We start from the raw sequence: 17,264 nt of genomic DNA, 5'->3' as shown, positions 1-17,264 counted from the left end.
CCGCTACTCCCACTCCCATTTGATGCCGTGCACGGAGCCCGCCTGGGCTTCGTGCACGACCAGGTGCGCGGACGCGGTCGTGCCGATCCAGAGGTCCCCCGTCTCCACCTCGGGCGCCCCCTTCTCGGACCGCATGAAGCCGTAGCAGCGCACCGGCACCGCGTCGGGGTGGAACTCGACCTCCAGCACGTAGTCACGCAGGTTGCGGATGAACGTGCGGTCCGCCGAGGCGCTTTCCGCACCGGGGTCGGCGATCATCCTGAGGTCGACGAGCGCGGTGTCGCCCGCCCGCAGCACCCGGTCGAGGATGACCTCGGCGACGAGCAGGTTGTGCTCGTCGTCCCTGCGCACACGACCTACCCGGCACGACCTCTTGGCGACGATGTCGCCGGTGGAGAGGTCGGTGTCCTCGGCGACCTTCGCGACGAGGAGCCGGTCGACGCCGTCCTCGAACGCCTCGATCACCGAACTGGTCCGCATCTCGATCTCACGCCGGTCGGAACCGATCACGACCACGTCTCGCAGGCTGATGTACTTCGCAGGGGACGCCAGCAGCCTGTCGACCCGGTTGATGGCACGACCGAGATCGACCGCAGCCTCCTGCCAGATCCCCTCCAGCGCGGCGGCGCGCTCGACCCATCGCCCGCGCGGTCGCTTGTCGCCGAGGCTCCCGGTCAACGTTCCCGGCGGCAGCTTCAGGATCTCTTCGAGCACCGCGACGGCGTGCAGCGACTCCGGCCGTTCCGGGCGGCTGCGGCCCCGGCGCCAGTAGCTCAGCGTCGACTGGCTCACCTGCACGCCGCGCAACTCGAGGTGGCGCTGGATCCGTTCCAGACTGAGCCCGCTCGCCTCCACGGCCTTCGCCAGCGCCACAGCGAAATCCTGCATGGAGGAATGCTACGGCCAGTGATCAGAACCGGCTCGCCCAGCACTGCGAGTGCGCAAAACTCCTGTGCGCCACAGTTTTGACAGTATTGCGCACTGAAGTTTCGAACCTGTTATTCAGAGCACAACTCGCGTTAGTTTCTTGGTGTTCCCCAGTTCATTCCCTGCCAGGAGGAACCCCCCATGGCACTTCGGCGTCATGTCGCCATCGCGGCGGCATTGGGCATCGCTTCCACAGCTCTGTGGACGCCCACCGCGATCGCTGAAGAAGCAGTGTTGCCCGGTGCGGGCGCACAGGCGGTCGAGGGCAGCTACATCGTGGTGCTGAAGGACGGAGCGCGCACCCCTGCCGGCGCGTTGGCGTCCCGCTACCAGGGCAGCGTCAAGCACACCTACAGCGCCGCGCTGAACGGGTTCTCGGTCACCGGAATGTCCGAACGTCAGGCGCGGAGGCTCGCGGCGGACCCGGACGTGCAATTCGTCGAGCGGAACACGTTCGCCACGATCCAGGGAACACAGTCGAACCCGGTCTGGGGTCTCGACCGGATCGATCAGGCGAACCTGCCGCTCAACCGGTCCTACACCTACCCGAACACCGCGTCGAACGTGACGGCGTACGTTCTCGACACCGGAATCAGGAAAACTCATTCCGAATTCGAGGGCCGTGCTTCCGACGGTTACGACTTCATCGACAACGACGCCGTCGCGCAGGACTGCCAGGGCCACGGCTCGCACGTCGCCGGCACCGTCGCGGGCAGGACCTACGGCGTCGCGAAGAAGGCCAAGGTCGTCGGCGTCCGCGTCCTCGACTGCAACGGCAGCGGCGCGTGGGACGGCATCATCCGCGGCATCGACTGGGTGACGGCCAACGGCAAGAAGCCCGCCGTCGTCAACATGAGCCTCGGTGGCAGCGGCACGAACACCTCGCTGGAGAACGCCGTCAGGCGCTCGATCAGCGCGGGCTTCACCTACGTGCTGGCGGGCGGCAACAGCGGCCAGGACGCGTGCAACTTCACCCCGGCCCGCACGCCGGAGGCGATCACGGTCGGTGCGTCGGACCGTGCCGACAAGCGTTCGATCTGGACGGCCGGCTCGTCCAACTACGGCAGGTGCCTCGACATCTGGGCACCCGGTAGCGACATCGTGAGCGCCTCGCACAGCAGCGACACCGGCACGCGGTCCATGGGCGGCACGTCGATGGCCTCCCCGCACGTCGCCGGAGCGGCCGCGCTCTACCTGAGCGCGCACCCGGCCGCGACGCCCGCCCAGGTGCGCAACGCCCTGGTCGGCGCCGCAACGCCGAACAAGCTGACCGATATCAGGACGGGTTCACCGAACCTGTTGCTGAAGGTCTAGGAACTCGCTGTCGCCGCCCCCTGCAGCGGTGACGGCCATCCTGGGCGCCCTTGATGAGCAGGCCGAATGCGGCTCGGCCGAGCGCATCGTTTCGACTGGGGGCGCTTGCGGTGGGAGTGGGAGTAGCGGCTACTCCCACTCCCACCGCACTCCATAGATCCCGGGCTTCGAGTTCCGCACGTGGATGTGCGTTGAGGCCGTCGTCCCGATCCACAGGTCGTTCAGCGCGGTTTCCGGTTCGTGCAACGACGGCCGCGCGAACTGGAAACATCGCGCGGGCACCGCGTCCGGGTGGAAGTCGATCTGCAGCGTGTACTCGTTCACCGGCCGCAGGAACCGCCGGTCGCAGACCTCGCTGTCCGCGCCGGGTCTCATCCGGACCGTGTAGTCGACGAGAGCCGTCTCGCCCGCTCTGAGCATCCGGTCGAAGAGGATCTCCGCGACGAGGAACCCCGTGGAGTCCTCGCTGCGCACCCGGCCGAGCCGGCACGGCGGTCCCGCCTCGATCGACGGCACGCCGAGGTCCGTGGCATCGGCCAGCTGGATCGCGAGGAACCTGTCGACGCCGTCCTCCAGCGCCTGGATCACGCCGGTGCAGTGGTTCTGGACCTCACGACGGTCCGGCCCGACCACCTGCCGGTCCTGCACGCTGAGGTACGTCGTCGCCGTCGGCTGCAGCCGGTCGATCCGCGACATGACCTCGCCGAGGTCGGTCGCCCGCGAGTCCCACATGTCCTCGATCGACAGCGACTGGTCCACCCAGCGCCCGCGCGGCCGCTTGTCGCCCAGCCGGTCGGTCAGGAAGCCCTCACCGAGGTCGAGCAGCTTCTCCAGGGCGGCGACGACCTTCAACGACTCCGGCCGTTCCGGGCGGCTGCGGCCGCGGCGCCAGTAGCTGAGCGTCGAGATGCTGACCTGCATGCCCCTGGCGGCCAGGTGGTGCTGGATGCGTTCGAGGCTGAGGCCGCTGTTGTCGACGGCTTTCGTCAGGGCCTCCGCGAAGTCCACCACGGGGACACCGTACGGCCCGGCACCTTCCGCCAACAGGCCCACGCGGAGGGTAATGAGACGCCGGTCTCAATTGGTACGTTCCCCCCGACGCCACACCGAGTGGGTCAACGGGACGCCCGGACGGTAGGCCAGATGCGTGATCGAGGGTGCGTCCAGCACGTGGAGATCCGCCCGCGCACCAGGCCTGATAACGCCGACATCGGTGCGCCGCAACGCCTGCGCGCCGCCCGCCGTCGCCGCCCAGACCGCTTCCTCGACGCTCATCCGCATCTGCAGGACCGCTGTCGTCACGCAGAACGCCATCGACGAGGTGTACGACGAGCCCGGGTTGCAGTTGCTGGCCAGCGCGACCGTCGCGCCGGCGTCGAGCAGGGCACGGGCGGGCGGCAGCGACTGGCGGGTCGAGAGATCACATGCCGGAAGCAGCGTGGCGACGGTGTCCGACGATGCCAGCGCGTCGATGTCCGCAGCGGACAAGTACGTGCAGTGGTCTACCGAGGCGGCGCCGAGCTCCACGGCCAGCCGCACGCCGGGACCCTCGCCGAGCTGGTTGCCGTGGACGCGCAGGCCGAGGCCCTTCGCCGCGGCCGCCTGGAGCACGGCCTTCGACTGGTCGTAGTCGAAGGCGCCCTTCTCGCAGAACACGTCGGCCCAGCGCACGAGAGGCGCGACGGCGTCGAGCATCTCGCCGCGGACCAGGTCGACGTAGGTGTCGGCGTCCTCGCCGGGCGGCACGAGGTGGGCGCCCAGGAACGTGACCTCGTCGGCCTGCTCGGCGGCGATACGGGCACTGCGGACCTCGTCGGCGACGTTGAGGCCGTAGCCGGTCTTGGTCTCGATGAACGTCGTGCCCTGCTTGAGCGCTTCGGCGATGTGCTTGCGCACGACCGCGGCCAGCTCGTCGTCGGTCGCGGCACGGGTCGCGTTGACGGTCACGGCGATGCCGCCCGCGGTGTACGGCTTGCCGGCCATGCGCGCACCGAACTCGGCGGTCCGGTCGCCCGCGAACACCAGGTGGGTATGGCTGTCGACCCAGCCGGGCAGCACCGCGCGGCCCTCGACGTCGACGCGCTCGTCCGCCGCCGGGGCGTTGCCCGCGTTGCCCACCCAGGCGATCTCGGCGCCGTCGATCACCAGCGCGTCACCGGTGACCTCGCTGTTCGTGGTCAGCTCACCGATGCCGGTGATCAGCACGCTCATGCCCACAGCTCCTCGATCGCGTCCGCCAGCAGCCTGCCGACGTCACCCAGAGTCTCGTGCACTCCCCCTGCGGCGACCACCCGGCCGCCGACGACCACGGTGTCCACATCGGACGCCGTCGCCGACAGGAGAACCTGCTGCGGCAACGAACCCGCGGTGCGCGGCGTCGAGCAGCCGATCGCCACGAGGTCGCACGGCGCACCCGGCTCGATCCGCCCGCCGTCCCGGCCGAGCGCCGAGTGACGGGTGGCCGCGCCGAGCAGTTCGGCCGGCGAGAACCGGCCGCGCTGGCCGGTGCGGAGCCGCTCGTTGTGCTCCAGGGCGCGGGTTTCCAGCAGTGGGTCGATCACCGCGTGCTGGTCGCTGCCCAGCGAGAGGGGACTGCCCGCGTCGGCCAGTTCGCGGGCCGGGCCGATGCCGTCGGCCAGGTCCGCCTCGGTCGTCGGGCAGAAGCACGCGCCCGTGCCGGAGCCGCCCAGCAGCGCGATGTCCTCGGGCGTCAGGTGCGTGGCGTGCACGGCCGTTGTGCGAGGTGAGAGTGCACCGGCTTCGTGCAGGAGTCCGGTCGGCGTGAGGCCGTACGCGGCGAGGCACGCTTCGTTCTCGGCGGGCTGCTCGGAGAGGTGGACGTGCAGCGGGGCGTCCGGGAACGCCTGCGCCACCACGGAGAGCTCGGCTCGTGGCACGGCGCGGACCGAGTGGATCGCGGCACCGACGCGCATCACGTCGTCGGACTTCAGTTCGGCGACCCGCGAAGCCCACGCCTCGGCGGTGCCGTCGGAGAACCGTTGCTGCACCTCGTTGACGGGCTGGTCGATGCCGCCCGCGAGGTAACAGGTGTCGAGCAGCGTGAGGCGGATGCCGGCGTCCTTCGCTGCCTCGCGCAGGGCGTAACCGAACTCGTTCGACCTGTCGTGGACGTAGTGGAACTCGCCCACGGCCGACACCCCGGCGAGCGCCATCTCGCCGTAGACCGCGCGGGCCAGGCGGTAGTACGACTGCGGGGTGAGGCGGGAGGCCAGCGCGTACATGCCCTCCCGCCACGTCCAGAACGTGCCGCCGCCGTCGTGCGTCCGGCCCCTGAGGGCCCGGTGGAACGCGTGCGAGTGGGCGTTCGCGAAGCCCGGCACCACGATGCCGTGCAACCGCCGCACACCCAGCGGAATCGTGTCCACTGTGGACACGTTGGCGATCACGCCGTTCTCGACCCTGATCAGGACGCGTTCGGCGAGCCCGGCGGGCAACCAGGCTCGCTCGCACCAGAAGTTCATGAGCCGAGGTGTTCGATCGTGGCGGCCAGCGCCCTGACGCCCGCGTCGACGTCGGCCTGCTCGGCGAACTCCTCCGGCGCGTGACTCACGCCGGTGGGGTTGCGCACGAACAGCATCGCGGTCGGCACGTGCGCGGCGAGGATGCCCGCGTCGTGGCCCGCGCCGGTCGGCAACGCGGGAACGCCACCGAGCGCCCCAGCGATGTCGTCCCTCAGCGCCGAGTCGAAGTACACCGTGTCGCCGTACGACTCCTCGGTGATGGCGACCTCGCAGCCTTCCTCCTTGGCGGCCTGGTGAGCCGCCTCGGAGATCTCCGCGACCATCGCACGGGTGCGCGCGTCGTCGCTGTCCCGCGCGTCCAGCCAGACGTCCACAGTGGACGCGATGACGTTGGTGCCACCGGGGTTGGGGACGAGCCTTCCCACGGTGGCACGCCCGCCTGCCCTGGCCGCCTTCCTGGCGGCGAGGACGAGTTGGGAGGCTGGCAGCATCGGGTCGCGGCGGTCTTCGATCAACGTCGCCCCGGCGTGGTTGCCCTCACCGGAGAACGTGAAGCGCCACCGGCCGTGCGCGAGGATGCTGCTCGCCACGCCGACCGGCACCGTCAGGCCTCGCCCCTGTTCGACGTGCAGCTCGACGAACTGGCCGATGCGCCTGAGTGCGCGCTCGTCTCGGCCGGCCAGATCGGGGTTGTAACCGGCGGCTTTCATGGCCTCGGCCAGCGTGATGCCATCCGGGTCCTTGAGCGCCAGCGCCTTCTCCGGGGAGATGGCGCCGGTCAGCAACCTCGAACCGAGGCAGGCGACACCGAACCGGCCGCCTTCCTCCTCGGCGAAGACCGTGATCGCGAACGGCCGCGCGGGCGTGAACCCCTTGGCCTGCAGGAGGTCCACGGCTTCCAGCGCCGACGTCACCCCCAGCGGGCCGTCGAACGCGCCGCCACCGGGCACCGAGTCCAGGTGGCTGCCGGTGATGAGCGCGTTGTCGCCGCGCTCGCCCCACCACGCCCAGAGGTTGCCGTTCTGGTCGGTCTCGACGTTGAGGCCGCGCTTGACGGCCTGCTCGACGAACCAGTGCCGCAGCTCCAGCTCCGGCTTGTCGTAGCCGTGGCGGGAGTAGCCGCCGCGCCTGGTGTCACGCCCGACGTCCGCGATCTGGTCGAGCATCACGCCTCCATCGGCAGGCTCACGCAGGGGTCCCCTCCAGGGGGTCCCCCAATTTCAATTATCCCAGCGAGGTCTGACAATTTTCAGCCCTCCATCGGGATGCGCACGCCCTTGTCGGCGGCCACCGACTTCGCCTCCTCGTACCCGGCGTCCACGTGCCGGATGACGCCCATGCCGGGGTCGTTGGTCAGCACGCGCTCGATCTTCTGCGCGGCCAGCGGAGTGCCGTCCGCCACCGTCACCTGGCCGGCGTGGATCGAACGGCCGATGCCGACGCCGCCGCCGTGGTGGATCGACACCCAGGTGGCGCCGGAGGCCGTGTTGACCAGGGCGTTGAGCAGCGGCCAGTCCGCGATCGCGTCGGAACCGTCGGCCATCGCCTCGGTCTCGCGGTACGGGGAGGCCACCGAGCCGCAGTCGAGGTGGTCGCGGCCGATGACGATCGGCGCGGACAGCTCGCCGGACGCCACCATCTCGTTGAACTTGAGGCCCGCGAGGTGCCGTTCGCCGTAGCCGAGCCAGCAGATGCGGGCGGGCAGGCCCTGGAACTCGACGCGCTCACCGGCCATCTTGATCCACCGGTGGAGCTGCTCGTTCTCGGGGAAGAGCTCCAGGATGGCGCGGTCCGTGGCAGCGATGTCGGCGGGGTCACCGGACAGCGCGGCCCAGCGGAACGGGCCCTTGCCCTCGCAGAACAGCGGCCGGATGTAGGCGGGCACGAAGCCGGGGAACGCGAACGCGCGGTCGTAGCCGCCGAGCTGCGCCTCGCCGCGGATCGAGTTGCCGTAGTCGAACACCTCGGCGCCGCGGTCCATGAACCCGACCATGGCCTCGACGTGCGCGGCCATCGACTCACGGGCGCGCTCGGTGAACTCCTCGGGCTTGGAAGCGGCATACGCAGCCCAGTCCTCCAGCGGGACGCCGACGGGCAGGTACGCCAACGGGTCGTGCGCCGAGGTCTGGTCCGTGACGATGTCGACGGCGACCTCGCGGCGGAGCAGTTCGGGCAGGATCTCGGCCGCGTTGCCCACGACACCGACCGACACGGCCTCACCGGCGGCCTTGGCGGCCAGACAACGCTCGATCGCCGAGTCCAGGTCCGAAGCCATCTCGTCCAGGTAGCGGGTCTCCAGACGACGCTGGGCGCGGTGCGGGTCGACCTCGATGCACAGCGCGACGCCTTCGTTCATCGTCACGGCCAGCGGCTGCGCACCACCCATGCCGCCGAGGCCGGCGGTGACGGTCAAAGTGCCGCGCAGCGTGCCGTTGAAGCGCTTGGTGGCGACGGCGGCGAACGTCTCGAAGGTGCCCTGCAGAATGCCCTGCGTGCCGATGTAGATCCACGAACCGGCGGTCATCTGCCCGTACATCGTGAGGCCCTCGGCCTCCAGGCGGCGGAACTCGGGCCAGTTCGCCCAGTCCGGCACGAGGTTCGAGTTCGCGATGAGCACGCGCGGCGCCCACTCGTTCGTGCGCATGACGCCGACCGGGCGTCCGGACTGCACGAGCAGCGTCTCGTCGGCTTCGAGGTTCTTGAGCTCGCGGGTGATCGCGTCGAACGACGGCCAGTCGCGCGCGGCCTTGCCGGTGCCTCCGTAGACGACGAGGTCCTCGGGACGCTCGGCGACGTCCGGGTCGAGGTTGTTGTGGAACATCCGCAGGGCGGCCTCGGTCGACCAGTTCTTCGCGGTCAGCTCGGTGCCGCGGTCAGCGCGAACAACCATTCCAGAGGAATTCACTGAAGTGCTCCACTTCGGATCAGGGCCTCGGCGGCGGCGATCTCGGGCGCGAGGTGACGGTCGGGACCGGGTCCCTGGACCGTCTCGCGCAGCTTCGCCACGGCGGCGGCCGTCGCGGGGGCGGGTTTGAGGGGCGCGCGCAGGTCGAGGGCCCGCGCGGCGGTGAGCAGTTCGATGGCCAGCACGGTGGTGAGCCCGTCGACGGCCTTGCGCAGCTTGCGGGCGGCGGACCAACCCATCGACACGTGGTCCTCCTGCATCGCGGAGGACGGGATCGAGTCGACGGAGGCCGGCACGGCCAGGCGCTTGAGCTCGGACACGATCGCCGCCTGGGTGTACTGGGCGATCATGTGGCCGGAGTCGACGCCGGGGTCGTCGGCGAGGAACGGCGGCAGGCCGTGCGAGCGCGAGACGTCGAGCATGCGGTCGGTGCGGCGCTCGGCGATCGAGGCCACGTCCGCGAGCGGGATGGCGAGGAAGTCCAGCACGTAGGCGACCGGGGCGCCGTGGAAGTTGCCGTTGGACTCGACGCGGCCGTCCGCCAGCACGACGGGGTTGTCGATCACCGACGACAGCTCGCGGTCGGCCACCGTCGCCGCGTACGCCACGGTGTCGCGCGCCGCGCCGTGCACCTGCGGGGAGCAGCGCAGCGAGTACGCGTCCTGCACGCGAGTGCAGTCCGGACCGCGGTGGGAGGCGACGATCTCGGAGTTCTTGAGGAACGCGAGCATCCGGGCGGCGCTGACGTTCTGGCCGGGGTGCGGGCGCAGGGCGTGCAGCTCCGGGGAGAAGACGCGGTCGGTGCCCAGCAGGGCCTCGACGCTCATCGCGGCGGTGAGGTCGGCGATGTCCAGCAGCCTCGTGAAGTCGGCGATCGCCAGCGACAGCATGCCGAGCATGCCGTCGGTGCCGTTGATCAGCGCGAGGCCTTCCTTCTCGGCCAGCTGAACCGGTTCGATGCCGGCCTCCGCCAGCGCCTCGGCGGCGGGGACGAGCTCGTTGCGCGAGTTGCGGACCATGCCCTCGCCCATCAACGCCAGAGCGCTCGCCGACAACGGCGCGAGGTCGCCGGAGCAGCCCAGCGAGCCGAACTCGTGCACGATCGGCGTGATGCCGGCGTTCAGCATCCCGGCCATCGCGTCCACAGTGGACAGGCGGACGCCGGTGTGGCCGGTCGAGAGCGTGCGCAGGCGCAGCAGCATCAGCGCCCGCACGACCTCGCGTTCGACCTCGGGACCGGAACCGGCGGCGTGCGAGCGGATCAGCGACCGCTGCAGCTGGGCACGGCGGTCCGGCGGGATGTGCCGGACGGCGAGCGCGCCGAATCCGGTCGAGACGCCGTAGGTGGGGCGTTCGGCCGTGGCGAGCTGTTCGATGTGGCCGCGGGCGGTGGTGACCGCCTCGCGGGCCGCCGCGGTGATCTCCACCGGGGCGCCGTCGCGGGCGACGGCATGAACGTCCTCGAGGGTCAGAGGCTTCGGACCCAGCTCCACCGGTTGTCGCATGAAGACATCACAGCGCTCCGGGGCCGGATCAGCGACCCCGGAGCGCCCGATGGTGTCTGGAACCCCAGACAGGCTGTCTAGAGGCCCTTGCCGATCCAGCCCGTGTCCGGCCCGCCGGCGATCTCGACCTTGTTCACCAGCTCGATCAGCTCGTCGGACCAGGCGCTGGAGGTCGCCGAGATCCACAGGCCGCCGTCCTGAACCGCCACGGTGTTGCCGTTGCGCACGCCCTGCTTGCCGCGCACGGTCAGCGCCTCGTTCGGCGCGGGCAGCTCCGGCCTGTCCGTCGCCACCTGCACGGAGATCGAGTTCCTGCCCAGCGACGAGTGCCACCTGTCCGGCGCGGTGCCGCGCACGAGCTCGGCGTACCTGCCTTCGAGCTTGAACGGCGGCTCGTGGGTGATCTTGGCGTCGGCTCGCACCGACTCGGCCACGCGCAGAGCGACCTCACGTGCGTCGCTCGCCCCGCTCATGGTCACCTCCAGGACGTCCTGCGCCTTCCAGACGACGGTTGCGGCGTCCCCCCTGACCTGCACCCACGCCTCCAGGCCGCGGACATTGGCCGACTCCCACCCGTGGGTGTCCGGCATCCCCCCGAGCGCTCTGATCACGAGGCTCGGATTGCTGTAGGGCGTAGCGCCCGCGGGACCCCATACCCTGGTGGGCGACACGTTCGTGGCGCGAAGGCTCTCGACGAACCCGGACGGCAACCAGTGCGGTGCGTACTTGAACGCGACGCTCTTGCCGTTGTCCTGCACGAGCGCCGCGGCGGCGTCGTTGGCGTTCGGCGGCGTGTACCTGTCGCTGGCGATGACGCCCGCGAAGATCAGGGTGACGACCGCGGCCATGCCGGCCGTGGCGATCAGGAAGATGTTGTTCCGCTGCCTCTTCCGCTTGCGCCGCAGGGCGTTGAGCGTCGGGCCCGGATGCGGAGTGCGTTCGGCCAGCCGGCCGAGTGCCTCCTTGATGAGCTGTTCGGTGTCGTTCACGACAGGCCCTCCCCTATCCGCAACCCGACACCAGCGGGTTCCGGCGTGTGGTCCAGGCGGAGTGTGGCCAGCGCACGCGAGATGTGGCTGCGCACGGTTCCCTCGGCACAACCGAGCATCTGTGCGATCTCCGAGTCCTCGTAGTTCTCGTAGTAGCGGAGCACGACTGCGGCCCGCTGTTTGCGGGGCAGCTTCGCGATCCGCTGCAACATTGCTTCCCGCTCGTCGTAGTGGTGCGTCTTGTCGCCGACGGGCGGGGTGACGGACTCGAGCGTCGTCATGCAGAGAGCGACGTCCTTCGCGGCCCTGCGTCTGCGCCACGAGAGGTACTCGTTGGTCACCATGCGCTTGACGTAGGCGTTCGGGAGGTCGACTGAACCGATGCGGTCCCACTTCTGCTGCGCGCGCAGCAGCACTTCCTGGACCACGTCCTGGGCCAGGTGCGGGTCGCACGTGAGCACGGTGGCGTAGCGCAGCAACGGGGTCACCTGTGCTGCCACGAAGTCATCGAAACTCGGTGTCAATCCCGACCCCCTTCAAAACCGTCACGCCCCTCTAACGCACCTCAGGCCTGTTCTGTTGAGTGTGCCCTGATGTCGTAACGGCGTGGGGTGCATCACGTGGGAAAATCACGGTTGTGGGCAGCAGCAGTGACGTTCCCGCGCTGCGGCGAGGGTTGGCGGTCCTCCGGCTGCTGGCGGGCAGACCGGGGCCCGTCTCCGCGGCGTCGGTCGCGCGCGAGCTGAATCTGCCCAGGTCCACGACCTACCACCTGCTGGCGGAGCTGACCGAGGCCGGCTTCGCGACGCACTTCCCCGAGGAGAAGCGCTACGGCCTGGGCGTCGCGGCGTTCGAGCTCGGCTCCGCCTACCTGCGCCACGATCCGCTGGAACGCCTGGCCCGCCCGCTGCTGCGCAAGCTCGCCGACCGGATGGAGAAGGTCGCGCACCTGGGCGTCCTGCACGGCGCCGAGGCCCTGTACCTCGTCCGCGAGCAGCCACGGCAGCCGCAGTCGATCGTGTCCGACGTCGGCGTCCGGCTGCCCGCCCACCTGACGGCCTCGGGCCGAGCGATGCTGGCGAACCTGCCTCCGGCACAGGTCAGGGCGTTGCTGCCGTCGGTGGCCTCGTTCGTCGACCGCACCGGCCGCGGCCCGCACAACCTGCCGGCGCTGCGCCGGCTGCTGACGCTGGAACGGCGGCAGGGCTGGTCGGTCGAGGACGGGTTCGTGACGGCCGGGTTCGCCTCGGTGGCCGCGCCGGTGTTCGACCACGGCGAACGGCCGATCGCGGCCATCACGCTGACGTTCCGGCACGTCTGCGACACGCCGTGCGGTCAGACGTGGCCGGACATGGCCAAGGAAGTACTCAAGGCGGCCGAGGAACTGACCGTGCGGATCGGTGGGCACGCGGCTTCAGGATAGTAGCCATGTATATAGTAGCCATGTACCGTATCTGCCATGAGCAGTGCGGAACCGACACCCGGGCACCTCGTGTGGCGTCTGGCGATGAAGTGGCGGACGGCCGTTGACCGCGCGTTGGACCCTCTCGGGCTGACGCACGCGCAGTACGTCGTGCTGTCGTCGTTGCTGGCTCTGGACCGGCCGTCCCAACGCGAACTGGCCGATCACACAGGCCTGGAAGCGTTGTACATCTCGAAGCTGGCGCGCTCGCTGGAGGCGTCGGGATTCATCTCGCGCACACGGGACGCCGTCGACACACGGACCGTGCGGCTTGCTCTGACCCCACACGGCCTCTCCACGGTCGAACCTGCCGTCGAGCTGGTCCGTTCACTGCTGGACCGCCTGCTGGAGCCGCTGGGCGACCGGACCGACGCGCTGTCCCGTGACCTGACCGCACTGCTGGCCGTTCCCCTCTGAGGAGCCCCCGATGCCCGCTGTTCCCGTCCTCGACTCCTCGATGCACTACCTGGAGTCCGGCTCGGCGCCGTACGTGTTCCTGCACGGCAACCCGGGCTCGTCCCACTCCTGGCGCAACGTGCTGCCGGAACTGGGTGGCCTGGCACCCGACCTGATCGGCATGGGCCGCTCCGGCAAGCCGGACATCGCGTACTCGTTCGCCGACCACGCCCGCTACCTCGACGCGTGGTTCGACGCCCTCGAACTGGACCGCGTGGTGCTGGTTGGCCACGACTGGGGCGGCGCGCTCGCGTTCGACTGGGCCGCCCGGCATCCCTCGCGCGTGGCCGGCATCGCGTTCTTCGAGACGATCGTGAAGCCGATGACCGGCTCCGAACTTCCCCTGCCCGCACAGGAACGGGTGCGCCGCTTCCGCACACCGGGACTGGGCGAGGAACTGGTGCTGTCCGGCGACGGGTTCGTGCGGCAGGCGTTCACCGGTGGTGTCCGCACACCGGTGTCCGAGGAGGACATGGCGGCCTACCTGACGCCGTTCCCCGACGCCGCGAGCCGCCGGCCGGTGCTGGCCTGGGCGCGGCAGATGCCGTTCGACGGCGAACCCGCCGAACTGGTGCCGCGGATCGAGTCCTACGGCGAGTGGCTCGGCACGTCCGAGGTGCCGAAGCTGCTGGTGACGTTCGAGAACTCGCCGACGTTGCTCATCGGGCCGCGGCTTCAGGCCTGGTGCTCGGAGAACATCGCCGCGCTGGACGTGGTGGCCGTGGGCGAGGCCGGGCATCACGCTCAGGAGGACCGGCCGAAGGAGATCGCGGCCGCCATCGCGACATGGGCCGGCCGGCGGCTCTGAGAGCCGCCGGCCGGTCGTTCGTCAGGTCAGATGCCCGCGGAGGCGAGCCACTCCTTGGCGACCTTCTCCGGTTCCGGCTTGTCCGGCGCCGAGAGCTTCTGGTTCAGCTCCAGCAGGATCTTCGTGTCGAGCTTCTTCGAGATGGCGTTGAGGGTGTCGCGGACCTGCTGCGACGCCTTCTTCTCGTTGATGAGCGGCACCACGTTCTGCGCGGCGAAGACGTTCTTCGGGTCTTCCAGCACCACGAACTCGTTGGCCTTGATGGCCGCGTCCGTCGTGAACAGGTCGGCCGCCTGCACCGTGTTGTCCTTCAGGCCGGCAACGGTCAGCGGGCCGCCGACGTCGAGGGACTTGAACTCCTTGAACTCGCAGGCGTACTTGGCCTTCAGGCCCGGCAGGCCGTCCGCGCGGTTCTGGAACTCCGGCGGGCCGCCGAAGACCATGTCCTTGCAGTACGGCACGAGGTCGTCGATCGACTTCAGGCTGTACTGGGCCGCGATCTGCTTCGTGACGACGACCGCGTCCTTGTCCTCGGCGGACGACTTGTCGAGCACGATGAGGTTCTGCGGCAGCGCCTTCTTCAGCGCCGCGTACACCTCGTCGGAGCCGACTTCCTGCGCCTCCTTGTTGATGTACTTGAGAAGTACGCCGGTGTACTCCGGGATCAGGTCGATCGAGCCGTCCTGCACGCCCTTGTAGTACAGCTCCCGGTTGCCGATGTTGAGCTTCTTGGACACCTTGACGCCCTTGGCGGCCAACGCTTCCGCGTAGATCTCCGCGAGCAGGCGCGACTCGGGGAAGTTGCCCGAACCCACGACGATGGTGTCCGTCGGGGCCGGGTTGTCGGCGCCGCCCGTCAGCGGGTCACCACCGCACGCCGACAGAAGCATCACGGCAGCGACAGCCGTGGCGATGCGCTTCATTTCTTTCCTCCGGTTCCCACTGGACGCAGTCCTGGCGAGACCGTCAGCCTTTGCAGGCCGGCGAACCCCAGGTCGACGAGTACGGCGAGCAGTGCCACGAGCACCGCGCCGGCGAGCATCTGTCCGAAATCCTGCAGGGCGAGGCCGTCGAAGACGAACCTGCCCAGGCCACCGGCGCCGGTGTAGGCGGCGATGGTGGCGGTCGCGACCACTTGCAGTGCGGCGCCGCGGAAACCGCCGTAGATCAACGGAAGCGCGTTCGGGATCTCCACCTGGAGCAGCACGCCCGACTCCCGCATGCCGACGCCCCTCGCGGCGTCGACCGTAGCCGGGTCGACCGCGCGGACGCCGGCGTACGTGCCCGCCATGATCGGCGGGATCGCCAGCAGCACCAGCGCGACGTACACCGGGAAGTCACCGAGGCCCGCCCACAGCACGACGAGGATCAGCACCGCCGTGGTCGGCAACGCCCGCAGGGCGTTCGAGAGTCCGACGATCACGAACCCGCCCTTGCCGGTGTGCCCGACGAACGCGCCGAGCGGGATCGCGATCAGCGCCGCGATCACCATCGTCAGCAGTGTGTAGCCGAGGTGTTCCAGCAACCGCAGTGGAATCCCGGTCGAGCCGGACCAGTGCGCGGGATCGAAGAGCCAGCCCATCTCAGCTCACCTCCCCGCCCGTGCCCACGGCGTGAGCAGCCGTCCGATCAGCAACAGCAGTCCGTCCGCGAGCACCGCCAGCACGACCGTGCCGATCAGGCCCGCGAGGACCTTCGGGGTGTTGTCCGTCTGGTAGCCCTCGGTGAAGAGCTGGCCGTAGCCGCCGAGCCCGACGAGCGCGCCCACGCTCACCATGCTGATGTTCGACACGGTCGCGACCCGCAGGCCCGCGATCGTGACCGGCAGTGCCAGCGGGAAGTCGACGGTGAGGAAGCGCCGCAACGGCCGGAACCCCATCGCGTTCGCCGCGGCGATCACGTTGCCCGGCACCGCGGCCAGCGCGTCCGCGACCGAGCGCAACATCAGCGCGACGGTGTAGACCACCAGCGGCACGATGACGTTGATCTCGTCGAGGATCTTCACGCCGAGCAGCACCGGCGTGATCACGATCAGCGCGATGGACGGGATCGTGAACAGGACGTTGGCCAGCGGGAAGAGGACCGCGCGGGTCGTCTGCGACCGGTTCGCCCACCACCCGAGGGGGATCGAGAGCACGAAACCGATCAGCACCGGCACGACGGAGAGCCGGAGGTGCACCTCGGTGACTTCCCAGAACCTTTCCCAGTTCTCGAAAATCCAGGTCACTTCGGGACCTCACCCGCCGCGCGGGCCTTCGCGAGCGCCTGGATCACGTCGCCGGCCTGGACCACGCCCGTGACCGCACCGGCGCCGTCGACGACCACGCCGAGCGCGGACGGCGAACTGAGCGCCGCGTCGAGCGCGCCGCGCAACGTCGTGCCGTCGTAGAGCGAGCCGCCGGAGATCAGGTCCTGCTCCCTGACCTCGACCTCACCGTCCACACCGGACAACCAGCCCTTCGGCCGGTTCTCCTCGTCGACGACGAGGGTCCAGTCGGTGACGGTGATGCGCTCGCCGAGCTTCGCGGTGTCGATGGGGTGCACCGGCACGTCCGCGTGCAGGAACGTGAGGGTGCGGTAGCCGCGGTCCCGTCCGACGAACGAGGCCACGAAGTCGTTGGCGGGAGCGGCCAGCAGCTCGGTCGGCCGCGCGTACTGCGCGAGGTGCCCGCCCGTCTGGAACACCGCGACGCGCTCGCCGAGCTTGAGCGCCTCGTCGATGTCGTGCGTGACGAACACGATCGTCTTGTCCAGTTCCGCTTGCAGGCGAAGGAGTTCGTTCTGCAGGTCCTCGCGCACGACCGGGTCGACGGCGCTGAACGGTTCGTCCATCAACAGCACCGGCGGGTCGGCCGCGAGCGCGCGGGCGACACCCACGCGTTGCTGCTGGCCGCCGGAGAGCTGCGCCGGGTAGCGCTTGCCGAAGTTCGCGTCGAGCCCGACGATCTCCAGCAACTCCGCCGCACGCGTGCGGGCCTTGCGTTTGTCCCAACCGGACAGAAGAGGGACGGTCGCGATGTTGTCGAGCACGGTCCGGTGCGGGAAGAGGCCCGCCTGCTGGATCACGTAGCCGATGCCGCGCCTGAGGGTGGGCGGGTCGACGGTCAGGACGTCCTTGCCGTCCACCAGGATCGTGCCCGACGTGGGGTCGATCATGCGGTTGACCATGCGCAGGGACGTCGTCTTGCCACAGCCGGAAGGACCGACGAACACCGTGATGGTGCCCGCCTCGACCGTGAGGTCGAGCTCGTCGACAGCGATGGTCCCGTCCTCGAACCGCTTGGTTACGGCCCGGAACTCGATCACCCTTCGGATCCCTCCGGTCGCGACGACCACCCCGATTGGGCCGCCCTGGATGTAGATCCCAACGACCTTAACTCGTTCGGCGTACCCCGGCACAGCGTTCCACCATGTGA

At 69.7% G+C, this 17,264-nt stretch carries 17 protein-coding genes; 4 read left to right on the top strand and 13 right to left on the bottom strand.

Going from position 1 to position 17,264, the window contains the following annotated elements:
• Positions 1–3: 3 nt before the first annotated feature.
• A complete protein-coding gene (locus BLR21_RS09605) occupies positions 4–888 on the bottom strand; it encodes a hypothetical protein (RefSeq protein WP_143027668.1) in 885 nt (294 codons plus the stop codon).
• A gap of 180 nt (positions 889–1,068) precedes the next feature.
• Here BLR21_RS09605 and BLR21_RS09600 point away from each other — a divergent pair, with 180 nt between their 5' ends.
• A complete protein-coding gene (locus tag BLR21_RS09600; protein WP_090005441.1) occupies positions 1,069–2,241 on the top strand; it encodes a S8 family peptidase in 1,173 nt (390 codons plus the stop codon).
• Positions 2,242–2,370: 129 nt separating this feature from the next.
• Here BLR21_RS09600 and BLR21_RS09595 read toward each other — a convergent pair whose 3' ends face one another.
• From BLR21_RS09595 to BLR21_RS09560, 8 genes are all read right to left on the bottom strand, one after another.
• Complete coding sequence (locus BLR21_RS09595) at positions 2,371–3,252, bottom strand: hypothetical protein (protein WP_176929550.1); 882 nt, start codon at positions 3,250–3,252, stop codon at positions 2,371–2,373.
• 66 nt (positions 3,253–3,318) lie between these two features.
• The gene (gene hutI, locus BLR21_RS09590) at positions 3,319–4,452 is read right to left on the bottom strand and encodes an imidazolonepropionase (RefSeq protein WP_090005632.1); all 1,134 of its coding nucleotides are present in this window, start codon (positions 4,450–4,452) and stop codon (positions 3,319–3,321) included.
• Positions 4,449–5,723 carry a formimidoylglutamate deiminase gene (locus BLR21_RS09585; RefSeq protein WP_090005439.1) on the bottom strand — a complete coding sequence of 425 codons (1,275 nt, stop codon included), beginning with the start codon at positions 5,721–5,723 and terminating at the stop codon, positions 4,449–4,451. The genes hutI and BLR21_RS09585 overlap by 4 nt, the downstream gene beginning before the upstream one ends.
• Complete coding sequence (locus tag BLR21_RS09580; RefSeq protein WP_090005631.1) at positions 5,720–6,889, bottom strand: allantoate amidohydrolase; 1,170 nt, start codon at positions 6,887–6,889, stop codon at positions 5,720–5,722. The genes BLR21_RS09585 and BLR21_RS09580 overlap by 4 nt, the downstream gene beginning before the upstream one ends.
• 83 nt (positions 6,890–6,972) lie before the next feature.
• Positions 6,973–8,613 carry a urocanate hydratase gene (gene hutU, locus BLR21_RS09575; protein ID WP_090005438.1) on the bottom strand — a complete coding sequence of 547 codons (1,641 nt, stop codon included), beginning with the start codon at positions 8,611–8,613 and terminating at the stop codon, positions 6,973–6,975.
• 11 nt (positions 8,614–8,624) lie between these two features.
• On the bottom strand, positions 8,625–10,133 hold the full coding sequence (gene hutH, locus BLR21_RS09570) for a histidine ammonia-lyase (protein WP_090005437.1): 1,509 nt from the start codon (positions 10,131–10,133) through the stop codon (positions 8,625–8,627).
• Between the two features lie 77 nt (positions 10,134–10,210).
• A complete protein-coding gene (locus tag BLR21_RS09565; protein WP_090005436.1) occupies positions 10,211–11,122 on the bottom strand; it encodes a hypothetical protein in 912 nt (303 codons plus the stop codon).
• The gene (locus tag BLR21_RS09560; RefSeq protein WP_090005435.1) at positions 11,119–11,646 is read right to left on the bottom strand and encodes a SigE family RNA polymerase sigma factor; all 528 of its coding nucleotides are present in this window, start codon (positions 11,644–11,646) and stop codon (positions 11,119–11,121) included. Before BLR21_RS09560 ends, BLR21_RS09565 begins: the two co-directional genes overlap by 4 nt.
• A 113-nt stretch (positions 11,647–11,759) precedes the next feature.
• Between BLR21_RS09560 and BLR21_RS09555 the strand changes: the two genes are divergently transcribed.
• The 3 genes from BLR21_RS09555 to BLR21_RS09545 are packed head-to-tail and all read left to right on the top strand — an operon-like array spanning position 11,760 to position 13,848.
• The gene (locus tag BLR21_RS09555) at positions 11,760–12,545 is read left to right on the top strand and encodes an IclR family transcriptional regulator (protein ID WP_090005434.1); all 786 of its coding nucleotides are present in this window, start codon (positions 11,760–11,762) and stop codon (positions 12,543–12,545) included.
• Positions 12,546–12,581: 36 nt separating this feature from the next.
• A complete protein-coding gene (locus BLR21_RS09550; protein ID WP_090005433.1) occupies positions 12,582–13,001 on the top strand; it encodes a MarR family winged helix-turn-helix transcriptional regulator in 420 nt (139 codons plus the stop codon).
• A 10-nt stretch (positions 13,002–13,011) separates the two neighbouring features.
• Entirely contained in the window at positions 13,012–13,848 is an 837-nt protein-coding gene (locus BLR21_RS09545) for a haloalkane dehalogenase (RefSeq protein ID WP_090005432.1), read from the top strand.
• 26 nt (positions 13,849–13,874) lie between these two features.
• On the opposite strand, the gene BLR21_RS09540 is transcribed toward BLR21_RS09545, so the two are convergent.
• Genes BLR21_RS09540 through BLR21_RS09525 form a run of 4 tightly spaced genes read right to left on the bottom strand, consistent with a single transcriptional unit; the run spans position 13,875 to position 17,154 of the window.
• On the bottom strand, positions 13,875–14,771 hold the full coding sequence (locus BLR21_RS09540) for an ABC transporter substrate-binding protein (protein ID WP_090005431.1): 897 nt from the start codon (positions 14,769–14,771) through the stop codon (positions 13,875–13,877).
• Positions 14,768–15,430 (bottom strand): ABC transporter permease, encoded by a 663-nt coding sequence (locus BLR21_RS09535; RefSeq protein WP_090005430.1) that lies wholly within the window; start codon positions 15,428–15,430, stop codon positions 14,768–14,770. Before BLR21_RS09535 ends, BLR21_RS09540 begins: the two co-directional genes overlap by 4 nt.
• Positions 15,431–15,436: 6 nt before the next feature.
• On the bottom strand, positions 15,437–16,075 hold the full coding sequence (locus tag BLR21_RS09530; RefSeq protein ID WP_090005429.1) for an ABC transporter permease: 639 nt from the start codon (positions 16,073–16,075) through the stop codon (positions 15,437–15,439).
• Positions 16,072–17,154: an ABC transporter ATP-binding protein gene (locus BLR21_RS09525; RefSeq protein WP_090005630.1), complete on the bottom strand. Its 1,083-nt coding sequence runs from the start codon at positions 17,152–17,154 to the stop codon at positions 16,072–16,074. Before BLR21_RS09525 ends, BLR21_RS09530 begins: the two co-directional genes overlap by 4 nt.
• Positions 17,155–17,264 lie beyond the last annotated feature (110 nt).

The organism is Lentzea albidocapillata subsp. violacea (genome assembly GCF_900100275.1).
GTDB classification, from domain to species: domain Bacteria; phylum Actinomycetota; class Actinomycetes; order Mycobacteriales; family Pseudonocardiaceae; genus Lentzea; species Lentzea violacea.
This window is presented reverse-complemented; position numbering and strand designations above follow the sequence as displayed.